General features: G+C 58.7%; 16 protein-coding genes. 3 read left to right on the top strand and 13 right to left on the bottom strand.

The annotated features are described in order from the left end of the window. The 9 genes from ABD76_RS01020 to ABD76_RS00980 all read right to left on the bottom strand — a co-directional run bounded on the left by ABD76_RS01020 (nucleotide 1) and on the right by ABD76_RS00980 (nucleotide 15,758). Entirely contained in the window at nucleotides 1-921 is a 921-nt protein-coding gene (locus ABD76_RS01020) for a decaprenyl-phosphate phosphoribosyltransferase (RefSeq protein WP_197253531.1), read from the bottom strand. Between the two features lie 75 nt (nucleotides 922-996). Next, a complete protein-coding gene (locus ABD76_RS01015; protein WP_197253529.1) occupies nucleotides 997-1,401 on the bottom strand; it encodes a hypothetical protein in 405 nt (134 codons plus the stop codon). A gap of 63 nt (nucleotides 1,402-1,464) precedes the next feature. Next, on the bottom strand, nucleotides 1,465-4,572 hold the full coding sequence (locus ABD76_RS01010) for a GAP1-N2 domain-containing protein (RefSeq protein WP_197253527.1): 3,108 nt from the start codon (nucleotides 4,570-4,572) through the stop codon (nucleotides 1,465-1,467). Next, on the bottom strand, nucleotides 4,569-5,831 hold the full coding sequence (locus ABD76_RS01005; protein ID WP_197253525.1) for a TRAFAC clade GTPase domain-containing protein: 1,263 nt from the start codon (nucleotides 5,829-5,831) through the stop codon (nucleotides 4,569-4,571). The genes ABD76_RS01010 and ABD76_RS01005 overlap by 4 nt, the downstream gene beginning before the upstream one ends. 13 nt (nucleotides 5,832-5,844) lie before the next feature. Continuing rightward, the gene (locus ABD76_RS01000) at nucleotides 5,845-6,483 is read right to left on the bottom strand and encodes a beta-mannanase (protein WP_197253523.1); all 639 of its coding nucleotides are present in this window, start codon (nucleotides 6,481-6,483) and stop codon (nucleotides 5,845-5,847) included. 19 nt (nucleotides 6,484-6,502) lie between these two features. Beyond that, on the bottom strand, nucleotides 6,503-7,783 hold the full coding sequence (locus ABD76_RS00995; protein WP_197253521.1) for a vWA domain-containing protein: 1,281 nt from the start codon (nucleotides 7,781-7,783) through the stop codon (nucleotides 6,503-6,505). A 308-nt stretch (nucleotides 7,784-8,091) separates the two neighbouring features. Beyond that, on the bottom strand, nucleotides 8,092-10,530 hold the full coding sequence (locus ABD76_RS00990; RefSeq protein WP_197253519.1) for a transcription initiation factor TFIID: 2,439 nt from the start codon (nucleotides 10,528-10,530) through the stop codon (nucleotides 8,092-8,094). 1 nt (nucleotide 10,531) lies between these two features. After that, nucleotides 10,532-13,921 (bottom strand): tubulin-like doman-containing protein, encoded by a 3,390-nt coding sequence (locus ABD76_RS00985; RefSeq protein WP_197253517.1) that lies wholly within the window; start codon nucleotides 13,919-13,921, stop codon nucleotides 10,532-10,534. 55 nt (nucleotides 13,922-13,976) lie between these two features. Next, entirely contained in the window at nucleotides 13,977-15,758 is a 1,782-nt protein-coding gene (locus ABD76_RS00980) for a vWA domain-containing protein (protein ID WP_197253515.1), read from the bottom strand. Between the two features lie 392 nt (nucleotides 15,759-16,150). On the opposite strand from ABD76_RS00980, the gene ABD76_RS00975 reads away from it, so the two are divergent. The 3 genes from ABD76_RS00975 to ABD76_RS00965 are packed head-to-tail and all read left to right on the top strand — an operon-like array spanning nucleotide 16,151 to nucleotide 18,980. Then, a complete protein-coding gene (locus ABD76_RS00975) occupies nucleotides 16,151-16,303 on the top strand; it encodes a hypothetical protein (protein ID WP_197253513.1) in 153 nt (50 codons plus the stop codon). Beyond that, nucleotides 16,300-17,241 carry a hypothetical protein gene (locus ABD76_RS00970; RefSeq protein ID WP_197253511.1) on the top strand — a complete coding sequence of 314 codons (942 nt, stop codon included), beginning with the start codon at nucleotides 16,300-16,302 and terminating at the stop codon, nucleotides 17,239-17,241. Before ABD76_RS00975 ends, ABD76_RS00970 begins: the two co-directional genes overlap by 4 nt. Nucleotides 17,242-17,246: 5 nt before the next feature. Next, a complete protein-coding gene (locus ABD76_RS00965) occupies nucleotides 17,247-18,980 on the top strand; it encodes a hypothetical protein (RefSeq protein ID WP_197253510.1) in 1,734 nt (577 codons plus the stop codon). Between the two features lie 159 nt (nucleotides 18,981-19,139). On the opposite strand, the gene ABD76_RS00960 is transcribed toward ABD76_RS00965, so the two are convergent. The 4 genes from ABD76_RS00960 to nagZ all read right to left on the bottom strand — a co-directional run bounded on the left by ABD76_RS00960 (nucleotide 19,140) and on the right by nagZ (nucleotide 23,987). Next, nucleotides 19,140-20,534 carry a tryptophanase gene (locus ABD76_RS00960; protein ID WP_197253509.1) on the bottom strand — a complete coding sequence of 465 codons (1,395 nt, stop codon included), beginning with the start codon at nucleotides 20,532-20,534 and terminating at the stop codon, nucleotides 19,140-19,142. A gap of 197 nt (nucleotides 20,535-20,731) precedes the next feature. Further along, a complete protein-coding gene (locus ABD76_RS00955) occupies nucleotides 20,732-21,583 on the bottom strand; it encodes an EcsC family protein (RefSeq protein ID WP_197253508.1) in 852 nt (283 codons plus the stop codon). An 83-nt stretch (nucleotides 21,584-21,666) separates the two neighbouring features. Continuing rightward, a complete protein-coding gene (locus ABD76_RS00950; RefSeq protein WP_197253507.1) occupies nucleotides 21,667-22,167 on the bottom strand; it encodes a hypothetical protein in 501 nt (166 codons plus the stop codon). 197 nt (nucleotides 22,168-22,364) lie between these two features. Beyond that, entirely contained in the window at nucleotides 22,365-23,987 is a 1,623-nt protein-coding gene (gene nagZ / locus ABD76_RS00945; protein WP_197253506.1) for a beta-N-acetylhexosaminidase, read from the bottom strand. Nucleotides 23,988-24,031 lie beyond the last annotated feature (44 nt).

The following is a 24,031-nucleotide window of genomic DNA, read 5'->3' as shown; positions in this document are numbered from 1 at the left end:
CTATTCAAACAGGATGAATATCGCCAGCACGCTAATCACGTACAAAATGACGGTGACGAAAATATGCTTGTCTTCAAACAGCAGCCGGTCAGGCGCTCCGCCCTTCTTCTCCACATGGATCAAGTATAAATAACGGAAGATGCCGTAGATGACAAAAGGAATCGTCCACATCAAATGCGTCGTCCGCCCGGCGGTAAACGTGAACAGCGAATAGCTGATGACGGTCGCCGTAGCCACGATGCTAATGAGCTGATCCAGAAGCGCAAAGGAATAGTTGTCGAGCACCTTGCGGTGCGTTCCTTTTTGATCCGCCAGTAAAAACAATTCATGTCTCCGCTTGCCTATCGCGAGAAAAAGGGAGAGCAGCATCGTGCACAGCAGGAACCATGGCGTCAACTGAACGTGAATGGCCAGTCCGCCCGCGATGGCCCGCAGCACGAACCCGGCGGCAATCGTCATAATGTCGAGAATGACGATATGCTTCAATTTGAACGAGTAAGCGACATTCAACACAAAGTAAATCGCCAGCACCGCCGTCAATAGCGGATGAATAAAGTAAGAAGTGGCCAGCGAGCCTGCCAGCAGCACCGCGCCGGTTCCGAGTGCGACCGCCGGATTCAAAGCGCCGGACGCCATCGGCCGATGCCTCTTTACCGGGTGGACGCGGTCCGCTTCCCGGTCCGAATAATCATTAATAATGTAAACGCAGCCGGATACGAAACAAAAAAGAAAAAATACGGTCAACGAATGATATACGGCCGACAGATCCACCCGCTTCAACGAAAAGAGAAGCGCGGCGAACACGAGCAGATTTTTGGTCCACTGCTTCGGGCGAAGCTGTCTCCACATCAGCGCGACCACATGACCGGAGCTTGCTGCGGCCGCGGCAGGCTGCGGCGTGTGCTTAAGTTTCAGATTCACAATGAAAAATCCCCCTAGTAACCAGGAAATAGATGTATATTCGAGTCTATATCCCTATCGTTCCATTTCTATTATTTAACTTCTTCGGCGCTGAATCCAATGATAGATCGCCAAGGCCGTCTCGGCAAGTACTCCGCAGCCGTAACCGATAGCGAACAAATACAAAAAAACGAGGACGCCAATCAAATCCTCCCATCCGCCGTGCCCCCGATAAAGAGTAACGATGAACATCGCCGCCAGGCCCACAGCCGCGCCGATGCTGCCCAGCAGCCAGATCCAGCGCCCGCCCAGCCAACCGGACAGGTTTAGGATCGTCGCGATCGCCACGGCGGCCGCCGCCATTCGCAGCGCGGTATCCCATGCCGGCTCCGCTCCCGCCGCCGCATAGCGGACGCCACACAATCCGAGCGTCAGCACGAGCGCATGACACAGCTCCCATCGAATCCATTGGCGGCTCCAGCGTTCCGGTATCCAGCGCATGGCTCACAGCCTCCACTATCATCCGCTTCAGGATGACAAAAAATAGAGGCTGACTTTCAGCCTCTATTTCTCAATATATTCGACTCTCTTCTGATCCACAAGTACTTCACTTATTTTTCCAATCTCGACCTCTTCGCCTAAAGAGACAATCGCTTGAAAGGTTCGCTGCCGGGCCGGCTTCGCCGAATCCGCGCCGGCGCTGCCCGTTGAGCCGCCGGCCGGAGGAGCAGCTTCTCCGGGAGGCGTATCTCCTGAATCTGTGTCACCCGAAGGCGTGTTTCCAAGGGGCGTATCTCCCGGTGACGTGTCTCCCTGAGAGATGCCTCCCCCCGCCGCGTCCGGCGGCGCGCTGTCCCCTTCTCCCACCGAGCCAGTCTTGCTCTCCAAAGAATCGCCTGCTTCTCCGCTCCCGCCGCCGTTCTGATCCTGCTGCTCGGCGCTTGTGGCGGAAGAATCCGCGCCGCCTGCACCCGTCGAGCCCGCGGATCCGGCGGAGCCGCTTTCTGATCCATCAGAGCCGGTCGGCGGCGTTCCTTCCGTACCGGCCCCCGAAGAACAGAGATGCTGCACGGTACGATCCGTATACGTCTGCTCGGCGCCGCCTTCCAGCTTCAATGTAATCGTGCCCGCCTGAAATGTCGCGCATTCCGCCTCCGTCCCGAATTCGAACACAAGCTCCGTCGTCGGCTTCAATTCGCCGTCCACGAAATCCTCGACTTGTCTCGCGTAGACTTGCGGTTCGGGCTTAGCGGCCGGCTCCTCCTGCCGAGGCGGCTCCGGATCGGACGCGGTGTTCTCCGCCACCGCGGGCTTGCCGCTGTCGAAGATGCCGGAGGCCGCCAATCCGCCGGCAATGCCGCCGATGACCAGAAGAATGGCCAAGAACCACACCATCGCTTGCCGGTTGCGCCGCAGCCATCTGACGATGGGCGGCGACAGCTCGCTGCGGGCCTTGTCGTATACGGCCTGAAGCGGCGCGCCCGCCTGCTCGAAATAGAGCTTGCGGTTCGTCCGGTTTTTGAACGCGTCCTGGTCGTATTTTTTAAAATAAGCGACCACCGCCGCGGCATATCCCGGCTCGAGCTTCCTCCCCCTCGAGAAAAAGCGCCGCTTCTCGGACCAGTTCATGAACTGATAGACGGTCTCCCGGTCCGGCGCATGCTGATGCAAATAATGGAGCAGCGCTCCGTATTCGATCAGGCCTTTGTCGGCATCCCGGCAGAACGCCAGCACCAGCCGGCCGAACCGCGCCGGCCCCAGATCCTTCTGCAGCCAGCGGCGCCCAAGCTGCTGCAGCCGATCGAGCTCGGCAGGCGATAAGCCGTCGAAAATCGATTCGTCCGGCTCGTCGTCCTGGAACCAGCGGTAGGCAGACAGCATGACATTCGCCGTGGACCGCACCTGAGGCGGGTAGCGGGCGGCCCATTCCCTCACCTCGTCCGGATGCGCCAGGAATCCGATCTGCAGGAACGCTTCCTGGCGCGTCTGCTCCAGATTCAGATCCGTGAGCAGGAACTCATTCGCCGCGTACGACAACTGCTCCATAAAGAGCAGCATGTCTTCGGCGGGCCGCTCCTCCTCCGCGAGCAGGCGGTCGACCGTGTCCAGCACCGCGTTCACAGCGGACACCGGCTCCGCATCATGCCGCAGCTTCTCGGCGAGCTGCCCGGCGGCGAGCTCGGTGAACTCGGCCTTGCGCAGCAGTACCGGATGCCGGCCGGACCAATGATGAGCCAGCTTCACCAGCTCCTCGGCCCGGACGGTCTCCTGGAATTTCCGCCGCATATACGGGAAGAAGAGGTCTACCGTCTTGCCGCCCCGCAGCAGCGTCTCGAAGAAGGGCCGGCTAACGCGGTCGCTGCCCTCGATGAGCGCATAATAGGCTTCCATTCGCTCGCTGCCCTTCGCCTGATTGGCTTCATGCAAGCTCCGGATCAAATACCCGATCAGTTCGCTGCCGAGCCCCGTTCCGCCAAGGGCTTCAAATTCCATAAAAGATTTTACGATAGCCGGATCAGGAATCTCTCCCTGCTTGACCCGCTCATACTCGCGCTGGAAGCACCCGCGGAACAGCTCCGCGAGCCGCTGCTTCGACTGGACGGCCCCTTCCGGCGCCAAGTAATCGAGCATCGAGCGCAGCGCGCCGACCCGGTTCTGCATATATAGAGAATCGCTGCCTTCCTCGATCTGGAACAAGATAGCCAGCTCATGGCAGCTCGCGATCGCGGTATGCCGCTGCGTGTCCATGCCCTCCAGCATCTGCTCCGCAAAGGCAAAGAAGGCTTCCGCCCGCTCCGGCTGCTCCAGATTGCTCCAGGCGAAGCTCAAGTAAGGCTGCTTCCCCAGGTCGATATCGACATTCGTCACCCGCTTGGACGCAAGATCGAAGGTATAATCCTTGTCGATGTTCCGATCATTCGGGCGCAAGCTTCCTTGCTCGACGAAGGTCAGATGAATCCCCTTCCGGTTCAGCGGCTCCTTCGAGAACGTCAGGAAGCCGAGCGCGCGGCGGTACGCATACGGCAGGCTTCCGTACAGCACGCCGATGAGCTGCAAAGCGGTCTCCGACAACTCCTCCACCGCGACATCGAGCGCGACGAACACTTTGCGTCTCGTGACAACGGACGACATGACGGCGAACAGGAGCTGCTTGAACATCTTCTCGTCGATGCCGAGACTGTCGAGCAGGGCGGTCGGCGAAGCCGGGCGGCGCGCTTCCGCTGCGGCCGGAATCCGCTCCAGCTCGGGCAGCTCCGTCCCCTGCTCGATATCATAGCTTCCGGCGAAGTCCGCGTTCAGCAGCGCTGGATAGTCCTTTACCGCTTCGGCCGCCCGTTCGGCGGGCACGATATAGTTGTGGGTGAAGAAGGCGCTGCGCAAGCCCGTGAAATCCGCCGCCTGATAGATGCTGCGCCCGAGGACGAGCTGCCCCATATCGGCATGGAACAAGTGCAGCGCTTGCGGATAGCGCGCTTCGTCCTTCTCCCCGCGCGAGGCCAGCTCCGCCGGCGCGTCATAAACGCAGAACGGATGCAGCACTTTTTTGATAAATCCGGGATCAAGACCTGCGGACGCCGCGATCGTGTCGAAGCCTTCATTGGAGCGGAAAATGCCGCGCCGCTCCCGCGTATACATTTGCTGCTGGATGCGAGAGGGTCTGTTCGATGTCAATGCTGCTCTCTCCCCTCGATATAATTCAATTGATACAACAGCCAGATGAACGGCTCATCCACCCGGATCGGACTGACAACCCCCTGAAGCTTCTGATTGACCGGGTTGCTGCCCAATGCCGACACGGCGAAATAGGCCGTATTAGAGAAATAGACATCCATCGTTCCTTTGAACGGACGATCCACCTTCTCGATGAAGCGCCGTATCTCGCCGTCGATATTATGGAATTCCGTCAGATCGAGATATTTGCGATGAACCATATTATGGAAAATATTGCTGTTCGACTTGATATAGTCGCCATCCTCATCCTTCAACGCATGCAGCATGTCGCTCTTCGTCAGCACGACCGCCGTCGGAATGTCGGTCTTGTTCTTATCCTGGTAAGCGATGAAGTCGCCGAACAGCGTCAGCACGACATCGCGCGGTTCGTCGTATTGCGGTACCCAATCGTCGGAAGCTCCGCCGTATTGCATGCGTATTTTTTCACGAATCGATCGAATTTGCAGCGGATCGATCATGAACAGAATGCCGGCCGAATTTTTGATATGCTGGCCGTGCAGGCCGAGATAATCCTGATCGACCATCCCTTCCCCCGCGACATCAAAAAACACCAGCGTGAGCGGCGGCTTCGTCTCATCCTTGAAAACGAATTGAAAGATGAACGGCTCCTGCATCTTCTCCTTCTGTGTCGACGCGAGCAGATCGCCGCGTTCGAACAGCGGCTCCTCGTACATCGTGCGGAACTTGCGGCTGATTTCCGCATTGAGCGGCATGCAGGCGGCATCGAAATGATCGGCCGTCGCATGCTGGAGCGTATGGATCAGCGAGGTCATATAGACCGATTTGCCGACCTGGGAGGCCCCGATAATGGAAATAATATTGCTCGGCACCTTCCCTGCCGTCACGGGCAGCTCATTATGGCAGTGCGGACACAGCCTTCTGCGCGTGACGACGCCATACCGGTCATTCAGACCGATAAGCACGTTATCCGAATAGAGATGATGCTCCTCGGGAATATCGCGCGGATCGATGACCGCCTCCATGTCATAGACGGTGTCGAGGCCGAAGCGGTCCCGGTATTTGTTCAGCTTCTCATCCTCCTGCAGCGCATAATTCTCGTCATCCTCGCGGTGATGGGCCGCGCGGAACACGACCTCCTCGGGCGAGAATTTGCTGAAGCAGTAGGGGCAAACGATATCATAGAACGGCGGCCGTTGCGCCGGCTGCGGCTTGCGCTTCAGAAAATCAAAAATCCCCAATGTCTTCTCCTCCTCATTCCGGTATCAACTCATACAGCTGGCCGAATTGGCGGCCGTCGGTGAAGAAGAGCCGAATATAATCGTCCTTCCCGATCTCGATCTCCGGCAGCATGTTCCGGCCCGGGGCGAACGGCTCGACGAACGGATAGACCGTTCCGTCGTCCTTGCCGGCGGGATAGCCGCCATGCTTCTTCACATAGCACAGCACATCCGCAGGCAGCGGCACCTCTGCCGTCACTTGGATTTGCGCCGTTTTGAATTTTTTGAACCAGCCGCCTTTATAGCGGATCGAGTAATAGATTCTCGCCCGGCCGGTGCTCAGCGCGATCCGGTTCCCGCCATCCGGCTGGATGACGAGCTGCTGCTGTCCGTCCTCCTCCAGCAGACAGGCGTAGATGGTATAGACGAGCCGCCCTATCCCTTCAATCCGGTCATGGTAACCGTTGTTGGCTTTGTACTCGTCCCTCGTGTACAGCTTCAGCTCCGCGGCCGGCGGGCGTTCGGCCGCCGTACGATCCGCAGCCGCCTTGTGCACATAGACGGCCTGGATCGTATCGGGCCACAGCCAGCGCAGCGTACACCGCTCTTCGTCAATACTATGTGTCAATCCGCGGATGACCGGCGTCTCCGGACCCGCTTCCGTATAATGCATCTGTCATGGCCTCCCCACACTAGAATCCGCGGCTGCTCCGATCGGACTGCCGTCCGGACAGGCTGCTGCCTTCGCTGTCCGCCGTTCCTCTCCGACGACGGCCTTCCCGCTGCCGCTGGTTCTCCTGCACAGGCACGACCAGCGAGAACAGCGCGATGACGCCCGCCAGCACCAGATCGGCGCCCAGGCGCACGGCTCCGTCCGTAAGCGGACGCCCGGACAAGCCGGTTTCCAGCAGGAGACCGGCCATCAGCCCCGCCGCCGCGCCGCCGATGGCGAAGCTCTTGGCGAGATAGCGGTTGTCGAACACGAGGCCGAGCGACAAGCCGAGCGCCGTTCCGATAAGCGCCAGGGCGATGACATGCAGCGCCATATAATAGCCGCTGTCTTGAAGCGGCCCGGAACGCTCCGTCACCAATGTCCGGTCGCCGATGCTGCTGTATATTTTTTCGAAGACGAACGACAGCTCGTTCGCCTTGGACACGTCATAGTACTGGCCGCCGGTCTCGTCCGCGATCCGGCGCAACAGGCCCGAGCCTTCCGCGTCGACCAGACTAAGGCCAATCGTGTGAACGGCGATATGCTGCGCCTTATAATCGGCGAGCGCTTCGTTCGTATTCACCTCGCTGAAGCCGTCCGACAGCAGGACGACCATCGTGCCGCGCGAATCATCCCGGTTGTCCTTGATATGCTTCATCGCTTCGGATAGAGACAGGCCGATATCCGTACCGCCCTGTGTCGGCTGGAGCGCATCGATCTTGGCGAACAGCTCATCCTTGACAGCCTGATCCTTCAATTGCACGAAAGGCTGAAGCAGGTCCACGCTGTCGTTAAATACAAACACAGCTACCCGCTTGTCCCGATCCATCTCTTCGATCATCCGCTTGGCCGCTTCATACCGATCCTGGTTCGGATCCGTCTGCTCCATGCTGCCCGAATTGTCGATCACGAGCACGATATTTTTAATCGTCTTTACGCCGCCCGCTTCGATCTGGTACACCGCTTCCAGCGCCACGCCCGCGATGAACAGCATGACGAGCGTCGCCGGCACGAGCACCAGCCAGGATGTGCCCGCATACCGCTGCCGCCATGACGGGCCATTCAGCCGGGGCGAGATCATCTCGGCCGTCAGGCAGGCCAGGCCGATGAATAGGGCAACGACCCCGAAGTAAAGCCCGCTCACCACGACGTCCGGCCATTCGCCGAACAGGCGGCCCAGCAGCCACTCCCCGGCGGCCCAGCCGACGGCGCCTCCGATCAGGCTGAACAGCACCATGAGCCAATTCACTTTTCGCTGCATAAATATAGCATCCTCTCACATAATATACGCGGCCCCGGCATCGTCCGGCCGGACGCCAACGACGCGGCGGGCCACCCGTTGTCCTGCCGGCAGGCAAGCCCGCCGCTTCCCGCAGGCCGTCCGCAAGCAGCCCGTACGGAATGTCCGCCGTGCGCTTCCAAGCCGCAGGCCCGGGAATGCCCACCGTCCGCCGTTCGCTTCCTCGCCGCAGACCCGGGAACGGCCGTAATCCGTACAGAGCCCTGTAGCACTCGGCCGCGATCCCGTCTTTCTCCCGGCGCGTATTCAACCGTAACGGTCTTGCCGGTCTAACGGACAGGCGGAAGCCGTTCGGGATCGATCCCATGGAATGAATAACCGTTCTCCACATAGCTCTCATAGTACATTTTGCCGTTCCGGTAATACATGAGATCCTCGACGCGGAAGCCGCCCATAATGTTCAGCTTCTCGACCCCGCTGCTTCGCTTCTCGTGCACGCAGCCGAGCTTGTAGATGCGGGACGTCTCCTCCTCGTTCAGCGCATACCGCATAAATTCGCTCGTCGCGTCGCCGAAGAAATATTTCTCCTCGTAACGGTGCTTATGCGTATAATCGAGCAGGCGGATATGAATGCCGGCATGCTCCTCCAGCGTGCGGTACAGCTTCTTGAACAGCTCGTCCCGCGACAGCACCTCCCGGTTGCTGTAGTCGATCGTCACGTTCGCCCGCTGCAGCAGCTCTTCCTCGAACGTCTGCTTGAACGGAGCCGCGGTCAAAATATGAGCCCGGCACACCTCGCACAGCCGTGAGGCCAGCGCTTCCGTGCCCTGCTCCAGCAGGCGGGAAATGCTGCCCATATATCGCTCTTCGCTGAAGGCGCCCGGCCCCCGCTTCGCCTCGATATCCCGCATGACGTCCGCCGTCACCCGTTCGTAATATTCCATAATATTTTGGCCGATATAGTCATCGGCCTGGCGGATGCTGGCGAGCGCTGCTTCCCGGAGCGTCCGCTCCAAGGACTCCATCTGCTGCACGTACTGCTTGCAGATCGCATGCAGCCGCTCCAGCTCCGCTTCGTATTTGCGGTACAGCTTCAGCTCCGTCTCCAGCCGCAGCACCTCCAGCTTCTGGCGGTAGACGGTGTCGAAGAAGGCGCGGATGAAGCTGCGCACATTGTGCTTGTCCATCAGCGGCAGCCGCTGGAACGATTGCTCCTCCACCGTCTCGCCGTACTTCCGCTCCAGCTCCGCCCGCGCCGCTTCGAGCGCTCTTCCCGCCTCGCGGATGCGGCCGTGCAGCAGCGGCCAGACGCTGTCCGCTTCCTCCGCCTCGTTCGTCCAGGCGTACACCTGATAGAAGCCGGTATCCGCCTGGGCGGCCAGACGCTGCCGGACCGTATATTGCAGCTCGTCGTCCGGAAGCTGCCGGATCGCGCTCTCCGCGGCCCGCTCGTAATTATCCCGGAAAAAAGCGATGCATCCGCTGCCGAACAGCGCATCCTCGGCCTCGCGCAGCGTCATGCGCTTCAATTGGCTGAAGCTGACGCCATGCGTCATAATGCCGTTCATGTCGTGAAGCCGCTCCTCGTCCGGAACCGCTTGATCGACCCGGGCCCCGATCGCTTCCGGGTCCAGCCCGAACCAGGCCAGCTTCTCCGCCGCCGTCCGTTCGGGTCCGCCCTTCATCCGCTCCGTCAGCTCCCGGCAGAAATGGTACAGCACGGCGAGCGCTATCGAGTGATTCGGGCGCTTCACCTTCGAGAATCCCGCCGAGACGAACCCGATTCGGCCGGATTCGGTCATCAGATTGTTGCGCAGGGAGGTGTTGTTGTAGTTGTCCATTCCATGCGCCCCGGCCGAGTCGATCCGCTTCCGGTTTTTCAACAGGTTCATATGGCAAATGATCTCGTAATTATCTTCCTCGTCGAAGGACGACATGCCCCGTTCATTTTTATCCGTCAGCACATAGACGAGATCGAATAACGGCGAAGCGGGATGCGTCACCTCGATCGCAATCCCGTCTTCCGTCACATGCAGGGGGGCCGAGAACGAATAGTCCGGACTCTGCATATAATCAAGCTCGCGCAGGAACGCGACTCCCGCCGAGCTGGCATAACCGAAGGCTTCCGCCTGCTCCCGCTCGCTGATAAGCGCGTACAAGTCCGTCTGGACCGACTTGAACGACTGCTGGAAAATCGCTTCCGCCAGCAGCGTAATTTCCGGCACCAGCACATTGAGCGGATCATCGGCCCGCGTAATGACCGCCAGATGAATCCGATCGAAGGAGGCATAGAGGCGGCCGTACTCCGCAATATCGCCGCTCACCTTCCGCAAGGTGCGGTTCAGCTCAAGCAGGCCGCGCTTCTCCTCGTAGAACCGGCGGTGCGCATCGCGGCGGATCGTCTTGCGGCTGTCGCTCCCGCCGCTGCCGCCGAGCGGAAGCGCGATCCGGGCGACTCTGCCGCCGGGTTCCGCGCCATCCCGTGCGGAAGCGCCGCCGCGGGCGGCAGAACCGTCCGCGTCAGCGCCGGAAGCTTCCGCTCCTTCGATCCGGGCCGTCGCGTGCACGTACATGACGCCGGCGCTGTTATCCCATTTCCGCTCGTTGATCCGGATCATCGGCCCGATGGCGTCCCCCGCCTTGTCGCCGATAAAGAGAAACACCGTCGGATAATGAATGCTGCTCTGGTAGTCGTCCCGGCCGGTGAGCCGCTCCTCGTCGCGCGCATATTCGGTTGCGAACCTTTCCACCATGGTGTGCGTCATCATCTTATTTCAACTTTCTCCGAATGGCGTTCAGCTTGGTCGTCAACTGCTTGTAGAACTGGTACGCATCCTCGCCGTTCGCCAGCTCGATTTTCTCGTATTCCAGCCGCTCGCGCGCATCCAGGAACGCGGCATACAGCTCATCCAGCTTCGCCAGGAGCGGAGCGACATCCTCGGTCGCCGTCATCTCGGCGGCGCGGCGGGCCGATTTGCGCAGCAGCGTGCCTCGGTGCTTCTCATCCAGGCCGCGGAAATGCTCGTATACCTCGTATTCGACATAATCCCGGCTCTTCATCAGATTGGCGAACGGCTCCCACGCTTCCTCTTCCTCATCCCGGTCATAGACGTAAAGCGCGCCTTTTTTGCAGATCGTTCCGGTGTACAGCGCTTCGATGAATTGATCCTGCCACTTCTCCTCATCCTGATGCTGATTGAGGATCTGTTCGAGCTCCGCCACCTTCGCCTCGATCGCTTCGTACTTGGCCAACTCCTCGCGCAGACGCGCGATCAGCTCCGGCGAACGGATCAGATTCTCCTTCGCCAGCCCCTCGTTGATGCTGCCGAAAATATCTTTGGTCTCCACCGGCTCCAAACCTTCTTCCAGCAGCCGCTTCAGATCCAGGTAAGCTCGCTTCACTTCCCCGAGATTCGGCTTCGCGGCCTGGAGCTGCAGATCGTAGCCTTTCAGCATGTCGTCAAGGTTGAACGGCTTCGTGAAGACGACCGCATAGCGGTTGCTCGTATTCTCGTCCATCCCCTTCTCGATGACGGTCTTGAACCGCGCGCCCCGCTCGAACTCGGCGCGGACGCGGGCGTTATAGTTCTGCACCCGTTCGTTCCGGTAGGTATCTCCCCACGCTTGCTCCGGAATCGGGGAAGGAAGATAAGTCCAGTTCGCCTTGTCGGTCTGCACGAGATGGCGTCCGATGCCCTCCTTGTCGAGAATCGTGCGCTCGTAGCTCTCCTCGTATACTTTGAGCGGCGTATAGACGAAGAGCGGCACCCCGTTATGCGTATTCAGCCAGAAGATGCGGTTCTTCACCTCGCTCTCCTTGACGGTGAAGTTCGACTTGCCGACCGCATTGTTCTGATAATTGCGGATCCCTTTGAGAATGCTCGGCGCCTTGACGGGCACGGAGACGAAGCCCCAGCGCGGAAAATGCAAATTGCCCGAGCTGTTGCTCAAATGGAACACCGGAACCGCCTCGTCGTCCAGCTTGCTCGCGATCTGCCGCTCGACGAACTTGTCGATCGACTCGTCGTTACCGAACTTCATGACGAGGAATTCCTCCATCGATTGCGTAATCAGATCGCCGAACTTGTCCGACAGGAAATCCGAGATCGAGCTGACGATATCGAGCTCCTGCTCCTTGATCCACTGGTTCGAGTGGTTCAGCAGCTCCAGCGAGAAGTCGCGGATGAGGTCGTCGACTTCCTTCTGATCCATGATGTTGCTGATGACTTTCGAGATGTCCGGCACGCTGACAATGTTCCAGTAGTAGGTCCGGTTCCCTTTGTGGTCGGCCTGCTCCTCGCCATTGATCAGAATGTCGCCGTTCTTCTCGAAGATCGAGTTGAGCGCGTTCAATATTTCCGTAAATACGCTATAAATGCGGTTGTTCTCCTGGTTCAGCAACTGATACAGATCCTCATAGAACTCGATCATCTGCTCGGTGCGCTCCACATCGGCATGCAGCCAATATTCATGGATTTTGGCTTCGATGTACATATTTTTCTTTTTGTCCTTGGAAATAAAGGCGCTCTTCGCTTCGCCGAGACGCTCGTTCGCCTGCTCCTGCGCCGCTTCGATGTCGCGCGGAATATGATGCAGGTTCTCGCGCAGCGTCTCGATGTAGGAGAGCAGCATTTTCAGCAGGCAGAAGCCCTTTTCCGTGTAGATAAGACGGGACACATAGAATGGCCCCTGCTCCGGATGAAGGAACATCCGCCGAATCTGATCGGTGAAGCTGCCGACGATCTCGCCGGGAAGCTGCTTCTTCGCCTTGATGTATTCCTCGCGCGCCCGCGCCAGGAATGTCTGTTCCAGCTCCGTATCCATATTGACGACTTGCATTTTGATGACATTGTTGTAGCTCAGGCGCTCGCTGTTCTCGTAGCCCGGCAGCGGCTCGGGCACGCGCGATTCGAACGTCTTCACCATCGTGTCGAGATCGACGCCCAGCTTGCGGGCGAACTTCTCGACCTCCTCCTGGCTCGGCGCCTTCTGGAACATCTTCTCCATCTTCTGGAACAGGCGGTATCCGAGATAGGTCGTCATCTCTTCGATCGGCAGGACGGCCGACGACGCGCCGATGATGTTGTATTCGTAATTGGCCGGATACGCCCGGTTCATCTGAGCGATATTCGTGCGGATGTTGCTGATGTAATCATGAATCGCGAACTCCTCGCCGGACTGCTTCTCCTCGCTCGCCATGAAGTTCGTAATGTTCTCCGCCGTCACGTTCATGCAGTAGTCGTAGGCGTTCTCCAGCAGCTTCCCTTCCGTGTTCGTCGCCGAGATCAGATGGCACAGGTTGAACGGCGGCAGCGGGGAATTGACCGTCAAAATATTGCCGTACTTCTGCCGGAAGCGCTCGCCGCGGCTGTCGACGTTCATCCAGTAATCGAGCTCCTTGAGCGCGGCATAGCCGTTCTTCTTGATATACTCGCGCGTATGCTCGCTCAGGCTCTTGTTCGACAGGTTCACGTCCGGCGTGAACAGATAGCCGAGCGTATTGACGCGGTCGATGCCCGCCGAGCCGTAATCCCGTTCGATAATGCCCCGCACGATGTAGGCGATGTCCAGGAAGCAGCCGCTTCCGGTTCCGCCGGACAAGCCGGACAGCAGAAACACCATCAGCTTCTTGTTCGTGCCGACGGACAGCGTCTTAATCTTCTTGTCAATCGCCTGCACGACCTGATTGATCTTGGTGAACAGCAGCAGGCGTCCCGCCTGGCGCACGCCGGCGGCGCCGTTCATCCCGTCGGTGATGCTCAGCTCGGGGGACAGCCACTCCGTAATGTACGGCTCCAGGATGCTGCGGTTCTGCAGCAGCCCGCCGATCTCGGCGTTCGACAGCAGCACGAATTCATTGAGCGGATCGAGCCCGATGCCGCGGTATTTTTTGTTGCGATCCTGTTCGTTCGTCTCGAAGGCCAGGAACTCCACATTGTCCGGCTTCTCGCGCTTCTTCTTGGAGATCGGATCCTCCGGCAGCTTGAAGCGGCGGTTGATCTGGTACTTCAAGCGCAGCAGCGCGTCGATGCCGGTCCCTCCCAAGCCGATAATCAGAATCGGATTGTCGATCGTGTCGACGCGGATCTTATCGCTGACGATTCCACCGCCCAGCGATACGTCCAATTGCTGAATATGCTCTCTGACGATTGGTTTCATAAATGGATGTTCCTCCCTATAAGTTCGAGTTCAAAAACGGGCGTGCGGAACGAGTCTATACAATGTATTCAATCCAGACCGTTTTATCAACCTGCTGCAGCGGCACCGTAATCCGGTCGCCGCTCTTCAGCTCCAGCCCTCGGCTCGCATCGACGGCGCGGCCCGATTTCTCCACCGTTCCGGCCGAGCCGTTCTTGAGCAGGATGCGGTCGTTCTTGCCCGGCATAAAGACCATCTTCTCGGTCTCCTTGAACTCGGGCGCGAGCTGGAGCAGCTGGTGGAGCGTAAATTTGCCCTTGAAGGCAGTCAGCTTTTTATATTGCGGGTAGGTCTTCTCGCCCGTATTCTCGTCGCGGATCTCGATAACCATCTGCCCGACGAAGCCGCGGTTCGCCTTCTTCCATGCCGCAAGCACGAATCCGGCGGCCAGAGCGACGACAATCAGCCCGATGGCCGCGTACACGATCCACATCGGGAACGGCTTGTCCGCCTCTCCTTCGCCTGCCCCCGCTTGACCGGATTCTCCGGCGCCCGCCGGCTTGGCGCTTACCTTGACCGGCTCCGTCTCCCGGTAGAAGCTCTTCTCCTCGGCTCTAACTTTGATCTCGTAATCATGCTGGTCCTGTACCTCGAATTCCCCTTCGAAGCGGTCGCCCGCCAGAGCGAGGGGCAGATCGGCCGTATCGCCGGTATCGAGGTCCTTGACATTCAGCACGGCGCTCATGTTCCGGTACAGCGCATCGTTCTGCAGCGGCTGGCCATTGCTGGTCAAATAGGCGGCGATTTTGATTTTATCGCCTTTTTTATACGTTTTCGCCGGAATCGGGTCCATCGTCAGCTCCAGATCGTAGTTGAAGACGAGGTTAATATCGATTTTGTCCTTGTCCGCCCCCTTGACCTGCAGCTTCCAGTCGCCTTGTCCCGGTTGGATCAGCTTCAGGAGCGAATAGCTCTTCGAACGGGACAACTGGACGTCATCCGAAGGTATCGCGACCTCCTTGCCGGACGGATCGTGCAGCTTCAATTCGACCGGCTTCGAGGACATGATGGAAATATTGGCCTCCATCACGTTCGCGTTCGGCACGTTCACCGTGACGTCCTGATAGCTCCCGTTCCCGGTAATCGACTGGACCGGAACGATTTTCAGCTTCTGATGGCTGGCGAATATTTCGCTCAAAATTTGCGGCAGATCGTCCGCGGACGAGGTGACGAACGATTTGCCGTTCGTCTGCTTCGACAATTCGGCCAGCGCTTCCTTGTTGAGCTGACCGTCGGCGTTCAGCCCGATCGTGTAGATCGGGATGCCCTTTTGCTTCGCTTCTTCGACCGCCGCGCTCAGCTCCCGATCCGACTCCTCCTGCGTGCGGCCGCCGTTCTTGTTCAAATAGTTGTTGCCGTCGGCCAGCAGCACGATCATCGGCTCATGGGCCGGGTCGGCTCCCTGCTGCAAAACTTTGACGGCTTCCTTCACCCCGACCGCGATGTCGGTATAGGCCCCGCGGTTCAATTGGTCGATGAACTGCTTCAGATCCTCTTTGTCCGCCTGGGACCGGATCTCCAGCAGCGCTTTCTCGCGTTCGATTCTATCGGTATACGCGACGATGCCGACTTTGTCTCCCGAGGAAGACAGCATATCGACGAACATCTTCATCGCTTCGTTGCCGATCTTGTCTTTATCGCTCGTATCCATCGAATTGCTCACATCGATGACAAGCATGGCATCGATCTTCGAGGCCGCCTGGGCAGCCTGCGCCGCGGGCATCTTCCCGATCCAGGGCAGCAAGCCGAATGCCAGAGTGAACAACATCATGTAAGCAGCTAATTTTCTCCGAAGCATAGTTGTACTCCTTTATCATAAAATGATAGGTTAATGGCAGGCACACAAGCGCCACGGAAGACGGCACTATATTGTTATACCTTATAGTTCTTAAGATTAGATGAAAATTTTCTGAATTTCCTTTGCTTCCCCGCCACGATATTGTCTGAAATGACAATATATTTACTGATTCTACCACCAATCTGTCATTATGATATAATCAGTGACTATAAAGTTCAACCTTATTCGACACAATGCAATAGGGACAAGGTCATCAGAATGAAGGATATCCTTGTCGAAATTTGTCTAATCAGTATACGATACAAGGATGCGCCGCCTTGATAGCTTGCTTGCTGCGGGCTTGCGGAACATATCCTATTACTCTAGTTTGCAGTTAAAGGAAGGGACTCTCTATGTTAGCATACGGTTGCATTGCAGTTTTGTTTCTGTTTGTCGCCAGCCAGGCCGTCCTCTATTGGGTCCGGCGGAAATCGACGCCTTCGGCGGCGGATATTGACGCCCGGCTTGTCTCGATCGTGAACGGCGAGAGCGGGAGAACGCCATGAAAAAAATACCTGTCTATTTCAGACCGTACCGCAAGCCGAAGCAGATCTATCATCTCGTGCATCGATGCGCCTCGTGCCAGGCGTTCACCGCCCTGGAGGAAGAAGTCTGTCCGGTCTGCGGCAAAGCTTCGCTGCGCCCGATCGAACGGCATGCAGCCTCTCGGGTGAGACGATCGATGCAGACGAAGCGGCTCTTCGCCCTGCTGCTCGGGCTTATCGGCATCCTGCTGAGCGATACATTCGGGCAGATGGCGCTCTGCGCTGCGGCGTCCATTCTCCTGATCGGCCTCCTCTGGTTCGTCCAGCGAAAGGCGATGCGCGCCGAAGCCAGCCGCGAGCTGGACCAGCTGCTGCAGCGCGAGCAGGAACAGCTGGCCCAGGATATCTACCGCGACTGGGAGCATGCCTTCTCGCATTGGGATGACGACAAGCAGCTCACCTACGAGCTGCTGCGCGAGCTGAGGCCGCTGATCCGCAACGATACGATCCGGCTGCAGCAGTTGGCGCTGCTTCATTACTTCGCGCTGCGCAAGGATATGGAGCTGGAACTTGAGCCGCTTCTGCTGGAGCAATATGATCCGCTGCTGGCCGATTACATCGGCGAGATCGCCAAAATCAAGCGGGATCTGATTAAGGATCGCACGTTTCAGTACATTATTCATTACGAGCCGGAAATTCTCGGCCTGGACAACGGCCAGGACATTCTGGCGGGCGTGGCCGGCGCGGCCGTGCGCATGAAGCGGTACGTGCTCGCCTATCCCGGATTGATCCGGCGTTACGCCCATCGTTTGCCGAAGGATCGCTTGCTCCGGCTGCACCGGATGATCCGGCAGCACCCGCATGAGAACTGGGACCGCGTCGCCAACGAGGTGAACCGGATTGTGCGCGAGAAATACGGATGGGATCCTGACTTTCAGGACTCGGCCGGGAGAGGCTGATGTATATGACGATCCGAGACGTCCTGAACCCGCGGAATTTGATGATCTTGTTATGCGCCGCCGCGGTGGTAATGATTGGATTCAAGGGGATTCATATTATAGAAAAGATCGATGCCGTCAAGGAGGCGGATCGGCTGTATGCCGCTCATGATCTTGTCGCCGCGGAAGAAGCGTACCGTCAAGCCAGGAACAACCGCTCGATACGCTATCAGGAAGACAAGCTTGCCGAGCGGCTGCGCGAGCTGGCGCCGATTACCGAGATGAAGCGCGAACTGAACGAGGTGATGTCCGAGGCAGACGCCGCGGCGGCATCGCTTCGCTTCGATGCGTTCCTCAAAATACATAGCCGTTATCAGCAATTGCGTTCGACTTATTTGAAGTCGGGCGGCTCGTATGCCGCTGAGTTCAAGGACATGCTGGCCTCCATGCGGGCCGCAGACCGGATGCAGGAGCATTTCGGCCGGTTCAAGGCCCGTTTCGAGGCGGAGCTGGAGGAAGGCAGGCGGGAGGGCGGAGGCGACGAATCGTTCAAGGCAAACCTGCTGGCCATTCCGGCTTCGCTCTTCGGCGGGGCAGACGAGAAGGCCGGGCACTTGACGCGCCTGTTCCGCTCCTATGACGAAGCCAAGCTGGCCCGCCTGGCCGGCCAAGGAGAGTTCCGGCTAATGCTGGACGAGGTTCTGGCCATGCGCGAAGCGTACCGGAAGCTTGACATCGAGGCCGCATGGCTGCAGAGCAAGTCGGAGGAGCTTGCCGAGGCGATGCTGCGGAAGGATGTCGAGCAGAACAATGCGAAGGCGTTCGCCCTTCACGCTTCCGCCATTGCGGCCTATGTGGACGCTTCCGGCATCCCTTCGCGGCTAAGCGGCTATCTGGAACGCGAGATGGAGAACTGGATGCGGAAGGCGGACCGCCATGTGGCGGCCGGGGAGTACGAAGCGGCGATCGGCCTCTATGAGGCGCTGGACGGCTTCCGCGACACGTCCGCGAATATCGAGGCCGTCCGCATCGCTTGGGCCGCGGCGGATCCGTCCCGTCTGCTTCCGGATGGGGACTATCCGCTCGTCAGCGGCGGCCGGGACCGCTTCGGCGCCAAAGTATACGCCCTGGCGCTCGATTCGGAGCGGCGCGTGTACTATGCGGCTTGGGACGGCCAATCGCGGCCAACGGTGCTGCGCAGCCAGCCGCTTCCGACCGGAGCCGCCGTGCGCCGCCTCGCCGTCGAGGAGCGGTTAAGCGCCGGCGGGCAGCCCGTCCTGCTCGTCGAGGCCGAATCCGATGCGCGCGCGGCCTCATACACCGCCTATGCGGTCGCGAACAACCGGCTGCAGCCGCTGTTCGCGTTCGAGGCGGACGGCTACGAGGTCGGGGCGGACGGAGACTTGCTTGTGAAGAGCCCGAACGAGCAGGGAGCCGAAGGCAGGACGGCCCGCTATGCGATCCAGGGCGGCAGCTATCAATTTGCGGGGCTCGTTCCCGATTCGGATTATGCCGATATCCGGGTGGAGCAATTGCCCGAGCATCCGGGCGAGAAGGTTCGCTTCGCCTGCGAGATCGCGGCAGTCAGCGAAGAAGGAGCCTACGCCCGCATGGGAGACAGCTATGTTCTGCTGCAGGGCGCACTCTCCTTCCAGGAGGGTCCGGTTACGGTCATCGGCGTTTTCAACAACTATACGAATGTATATATCGGCGGCGAGGTCGAGGCGATTCCGGTCGTTGAGGTCGAAGCTGCCGAATAGCGAGGGCATTACGGGGTTACGGGTCCCTTACCCGCTTCCCTTCTCCTGCTCGGCAAGGAGGGGGCGCTTCGCCCCCTCCTTCTCCCATCAACGCATATGCCGTTCGGCAAACGGTGTCCTGCCGGCTTCACATTCCCTGTTCAAGCTGAACGGGATAGCTTAGCGGGACGGGACTTCTGACTTGATCGGCCGAAGACGCGCAGTGAAATGCCGCAATATCGGCGGTTCGTACGTGAACTCCAATCCTGTCAACGTGCTTGCCCGGTCCTTGATAGCAATCAGGGCATCCGCAATGACATCCATATGGTTATTCGTATAGACGCGGCGCGGAATCGTCAAACGCAGCAATTCAAGCTTGCTCTCCAACTGTTCGCCTGTCGAGGCGTCACGTCCCAGCAGAAAAGAGCCGATTTCGACTCCTCGTATCCCCGCTTCAAGATATAACTCGTTCGCCAGCACCTGGGCCGGGAACTGCGCCGCGGGAATATGCGGCAGCATCTTTTTCGCGTCTACGAATACGGCATGGCCGCCCGTGGGCGTCTGGAAAGGGATTCCTCCCTCCTCGAGGCGTCTGCCGAGATATTCGATCTGGCCGATGCGATAAGCAAGATACTGCTCGTCGATGCCTTCGCGCAGCCCGCGGGCAAGCGCTTCCATATCGCGCCCGGTCAAGCCGCCGTAAGTCGGAAAGCCCTCCATCGGCACCGTCATCGAACGCGCTTGCGTAAATAACGCTTCATCCTCTTTAAAGGCCAGCAAGCCGCCGATATTGACAAGCCCGTCCTTTTTGGCGCTCATCGTGAACCCTTCGCCATAAGAGAACATTTCACGGACGATATCAATGATTTCTTTATCCTCATAGCCTTGCTCGCGCTTCTTGATGAAGTACGCATTCTCCGCATAACGCGCGGCATCGAAAAAGACGCGAATCCCGTTCTGCTTCGCAATGGCGGATACCTCGCGAATATTTTCCATGGATACGGGCTGGCCGCCGGCGCTGTTGTTCGTCACGGTAATAAGGATAAATGCGATGTTTTCCGTTCCTTTTTCCGCAATCGCATGGCGCAGCTTATCCGTATCGAAGTTTCCTTTGAACGGATAAGGCGTCGTCGTATCATAGGCTTGTTCGGTTACAAGATCAACCGCAATTCCCCCGGCCAGATCGACATGCGCGCGCGTTGTATCGAAATGCCAATTGCTCAGGACATACTGCCCTTTTTGAATAAGCAGCGGAAACAGCACCTTTTCGGCGCCCCGCCCCTGATGCATCGGAATCACATGCTGATAACCTGTAATGTGCTGCACCGTGTCGCACAGATGATAATAATTGCGGCTGCCCGCATACGACTCGTCGCCCAGCATCATGCCGGCCCATTGGTTGTCGCTCATCGCGCTCGTGCCGCTGTCGGTCAACAGATCGATATACACTTCATCCCCGCGCAGCAGAAATGGATTGTATCCCGCCCGTTCCAGGGCCCTCTCCCGCTCTTCCCGTGAGATGATGCGCAGCGGCTCCACCATTTTGATTTTAAACGGCTCTGCGAATCGCGCCATTCAAACACCCCCGTTATTCATAGAAAAATTTTCAAACGAACAGCTTCGAAATTTTCCTTCGCGTTCCAATATTTTGAAGGCGACTTCATTATACTGGAAAAATATAACGGTTTCAATAAAGGTTCCGCTCTGGTTCACTGGCCATCCCATTGCTCTGTATCCATATACAGTATCGCAGCGGACACGCAAAAAACAGGCTACTCTAAAGCAGCCTGATTCTTCACCGCTTGCAGGCGCGCGAGAATGGCCCGTTTGCGGTACAAGTATTGTCCGGTCTCCGCCATATCATGGATTAAAGAGCGGTTGCTGAAGGAGCCGAATACCATGCCGACGACCGGAATCGTCTGGAACAGCTTCTTCCAGCCGAAGCTGTCGGTGAAGGAAGCCATCGTCTCCCGCCAGCCCTGCATCTCCGACAGTCCCGCCCGTTCCCGCTCGGGATTGTCATAATCGGCCACATCCTTCAGGATCGCCTGCTTGCCTACGACATCCGAGGTCGTGAACTGCATGCATTTGACGATGAAGACCCGCTCGCGCGGATCATCCGGATCGAAGCCGTAGCAGATGGCGGTCTCCTGCAGCGCCTTCAAGGCCAAGCCGAGCACGGCCGGAATGTCGACCGCCAGCGTGAACAATCCGCCGAAGCCCGTCGTCGCTCCTTGGGCGAACGCCACCTTCTTGTTCGCCTCCATGACCTCGGCCGCAGCGGCATCGCATATGGCAAGAGGCAGCGATTGGGCGAGCGCAAGATCCGGTTCGCCCCGCTGCCCGGCCGCCGCCGGGTCCAGCTCGGCCCGCTTCGCCTGCAGCTTGTTCAGCACATGCTTTTTCTGAATCAAATATTTGCCGCCCGTTTGCAGATAGGCTCCCAGCTCATCCAGCAGCTCGGATATTTTGCGCTGGAGCCCCGCAGGCGTGAACCGCTCGAGCAAGGTGAAGGGCAGGCGGCCGATTTTATCGAAAAAGGATAGATCCTTCTGCTCCCGCTCCCACTTCTCTACTTCCTGCAGCGCCTGCTCCAGCTCCGCATATTGTTCCTGATTCCTCATCCAGCCGCCTCCCTTATTATTTGCTGCATCACCTGGATGCTGTCCTTGCCTTGAATGCGAAGGCAGCCATGCCTTCGCGGCAGCTATAGCGGCTTGCCGTAGATCAGTTCCTTCAACGACTGCGCGTCCGCCTTCTCCCGCTCGTCGAGCAGACCGTCGAATTCATAGACGTAAGCGCCGTTATCGGCGATTTTCAGAATGGCCGCCTTCTCCTTCACGAAATGCTCCAGCAAAGCGCGCGCCTTCTGCACGTCGATGCGGGCATCCATCGCCAGTTCGGCGGCCGTCAAGCGCCCTCCCTTCCGGGCAGCGATCGACAGCGCCGCATTTTCCAGCTCCGCCAGCTTGCGCTTTCTCTTTCTTTTCCACGACATATAGCACAGCCAGCACCCCGCGGCAATCGGCAGCAGGGAGAGCAGCGCCAACAGCGCAAAATCGTTCTCTCCCGAGGACTGTTGCTCCTCTGACGCAAGATAGCCAGCCATCATCACCAACCCGAACAAGCCGACGACAATTCCGGACGCCATGAACAGCGTTTCCGTAATAAGCTTGCCGTAACGGGCCGAAGGCACATTCTCCCTCATAAGCAGCTTCTCTCCTAATCGCAACGATTCTTATTCCAATATAGCCTGATCCGCCTCATAAATCCATCGGATATTTTCACTGCGGCTGAACCGTGCGCGCAGCAAGCAAAAGGCCGTTCCCCTCGTCAGGTAGACGGCCGGGGAACAGCCTTATGATGCAATCATCGGCCCGAATATCTTGCCGATATTATAGACTTCTACGCCTGATGCCCGAACGGATATTCCGGCGAGATCGTGACCGGCAGCCTGCCGCGCGCTTCCTGCTTGCCTGCCAGCACGGCCGCCAGCGCCTTCATCGTCGCCGGACGATTCTCGTAGCAGCACAGATAGACCGGCGCTTCCGGGAACTGGTTCAAATCATACGGATTGCGCGTCGAGGCGACGATAACCTGCGCATCCGGGCGGCCGATCAAGCCCTGTACAATTTCGACCTGGCCGGGATGGAGCGTGGAAACCGCATTATAGGTCAGCACGACAATCTGCTTGAAGGATGCGGCCTTCTCCAAGGTCGCCTTCACTTCGTCCGCTTCCGGATACGTGCCGATCCGCCATTCCTCCACATGGTCTACGTAAGGCGTCAGCGCGGTCGCCAATGTGTAGGACTGTTCGATCGGCTCATCGACCTCCGTACGCTGGCGCACTTCCGGCCAAATGACGAGCGTCGGCTCTTCCTTGCGCAGCGGAAGGAACCCGCCTTCATTTTTGACCAGCGTAATGCTGTTCTCGCAGATGCGGTCGACGACCGCCTTGGAGGCGTCGGAACCGAACAGCGCCGCGAATTGAGGCGTCACTTCCGGCAGGGCGTCCATGCTGCGCTTCGCCTTCAGCGCCAGCAGCCGATCGACCGACTCGTCGATCTGCGACTCCGGAATCCGCCCGCTGCGCACCGCCTCGACCAGCGCCGCGATCGCCGCGACCTGCTCTTCGTACGTATGGCTCACGAGCACCAGATCGGCGCCGGCTTCCACTGAGCGCACGGCCCCCTCAGGAATGCCGAATTCTTTGGAAATCGCATGCATCTCCAGACAGTCGGTGACGATAACGCCGTTATAACCGAGCCGCTTGCGCAGCAGATTCGTCAGCACATTGCGCGACAATGTCGCCGGAATCGGGTTCGGCTCGAAGGCCGGGAACATGACATGTGCCGTCATAATCAGATCGACGCCTTCGCGGATAGCGCGAATGAACGGCGCCAGCTCGATCGCGAGCAGCCGCTCCTCGTCGTGGTTGACCGCCGCCAGTCCGTGGTGGGAATCGACCGCCGTGTCGCCATGACCCGGGAAATGCTTCGCCGTCGCCGCGACATTCGCTTCCTGCAGACCGCGGATCTGAGCCGCTCCCAGCTCGGCCACGAGATCCGGGCGCTCGCCGTACGAACGCACCCCGATGACCGGGTTCAGGGCATTATTGTTCACGTCCACGTTTGGCGCGAAGTTCATATTGATGCCCATATGCAGCAGCTCTTCGCCGCAGATTCGGGCCGCTTCATACGCGTCTTCGGCGCTGCGCGCCGCCCCGATCGCCATATTGCCGGGAATGAGCGTAATATCGTCCCAATCGATGCGGGCGACCATGCCCCCTTCCTGGTCGATACAGATAAAGAGCGGAATATCGGTGTGCTTGCGCGAGATGAGCTGCAGCTCCCGTGACAACCCGCATACCTGCTCCTTGCTCTGCACATTGCGGCGGAAATAAATAATGCCGCCAACATGATGCTTCTCAATCAGCGTGCGGATATTGTCGTTGACAACCGGGCCGTGGAAGCCGCACATGACCATTTGGCCGATTTTCTGTTCCAATGTCAGTTGCTGTTTACCCATGCCTCTCGTTCCATCCTCTCTGTCGTAAAAATTGAGCGCGGATG

This window comes from Paenibacillus dendritiformis, assembly GCF_015845845.1.
Classification (GTDB): Bacteria; Bacillota; Bacilli; order Paenibacillales; family Paenibacillaceae; genus Paenibacillus_B; species Paenibacillus_B dendritiformis_C.
The sequence above is the reverse complement of the archived record's forward strand: the minus strand, read 5'-3'. Positions and strand labels throughout refer to the sequence as shown.

Coding starts and splice junctions, on each gene's coding strand:
- ABD76_RS01015 (WP_197253529.1), bottom strand. CDS start 1,401: ATGCGCTGGATACCGGAACGCTGGAGCCGCCAATGGATTCGATGGGAG.
- ABD76_RS01000 (WP_197253523.1), bottom strand. CDS start 6,483: ATGCATTATACGGAAGCGGGTCCGGAGACGCCGGTCATCCGCGGATTG.
- ABD76_RS00995 (WP_197253521.1), bottom strand. CDS start 7,783: ATGCAGCGAAAAGTGAATTGGCTCATGGTGCTGTTCAGCCTGATCGGA.
- ABD76_RS00990 (WP_197253519.1), bottom strand. CDS start 10,530: ATGATGACGCACACCATGGTGGAAAGGTTCGCAACCGAATATGCGCGC.
- ABD76_RS00985 (WP_197253517.1), bottom strand. CDS start 13,921: ATGAAACCAATCGTCAGAGAGCATATTCAGCAATTGGACGTATCGCTG.
- ABD76_RS00980 (WP_197253515.1), bottom strand. CDS start 15,758: ATGCTTCGGAGAAAATTAGCTGCTTACATGATGTTGTTCACTCTGGCA.
- ABD76_RS00975 (WP_197253513.1), top strand. CDS start 16,151: ATGTTAGCATACGGTTGCATTGCAGTTTTGTTTCTGTTTGTCGCCAGC.
- ABD76_RS00970 (WP_197253511.1), top strand. CDS start 16,300: ATGAAAAAAATACCTGTCTATTTCAGACCGTACCGCAAGCCGAAGCAG.
- ABD76_RS00965 (WP_197253510.1), top strand. CDS start 17,247: ATGACGATCCGAGACGTCCTGAACCCGCGGAATTTGATGATCTTGTTA.
- ABD76_RS00960 (WP_197253509.1), bottom strand. CDS start 20,534: ATGGCGCGATTCGCAGAGCCGTTTAAAATCAAAATGGTGGAGCCGCTG.
- ABD76_RS00955 (WP_197253508.1), bottom strand. CDS start 21,583: ATGAGGAATCAGGAACAATATGCGGAGCTGGAGCAGGCGCTGCAGGAA.
- ABD76_RS00950 (WP_197253507.1), bottom strand. CDS start 22,167: ATGAGGGAGAATGTGCCTTCGGCCCGTTACGGCAAGCTTATTACGGAA.
- nagZ (WP_197253506.1), bottom strand. CDS start 23,987: ATGGGTAAACAGCAACTGACATTGGAACAGAAAATCGGCCAAATGGTC.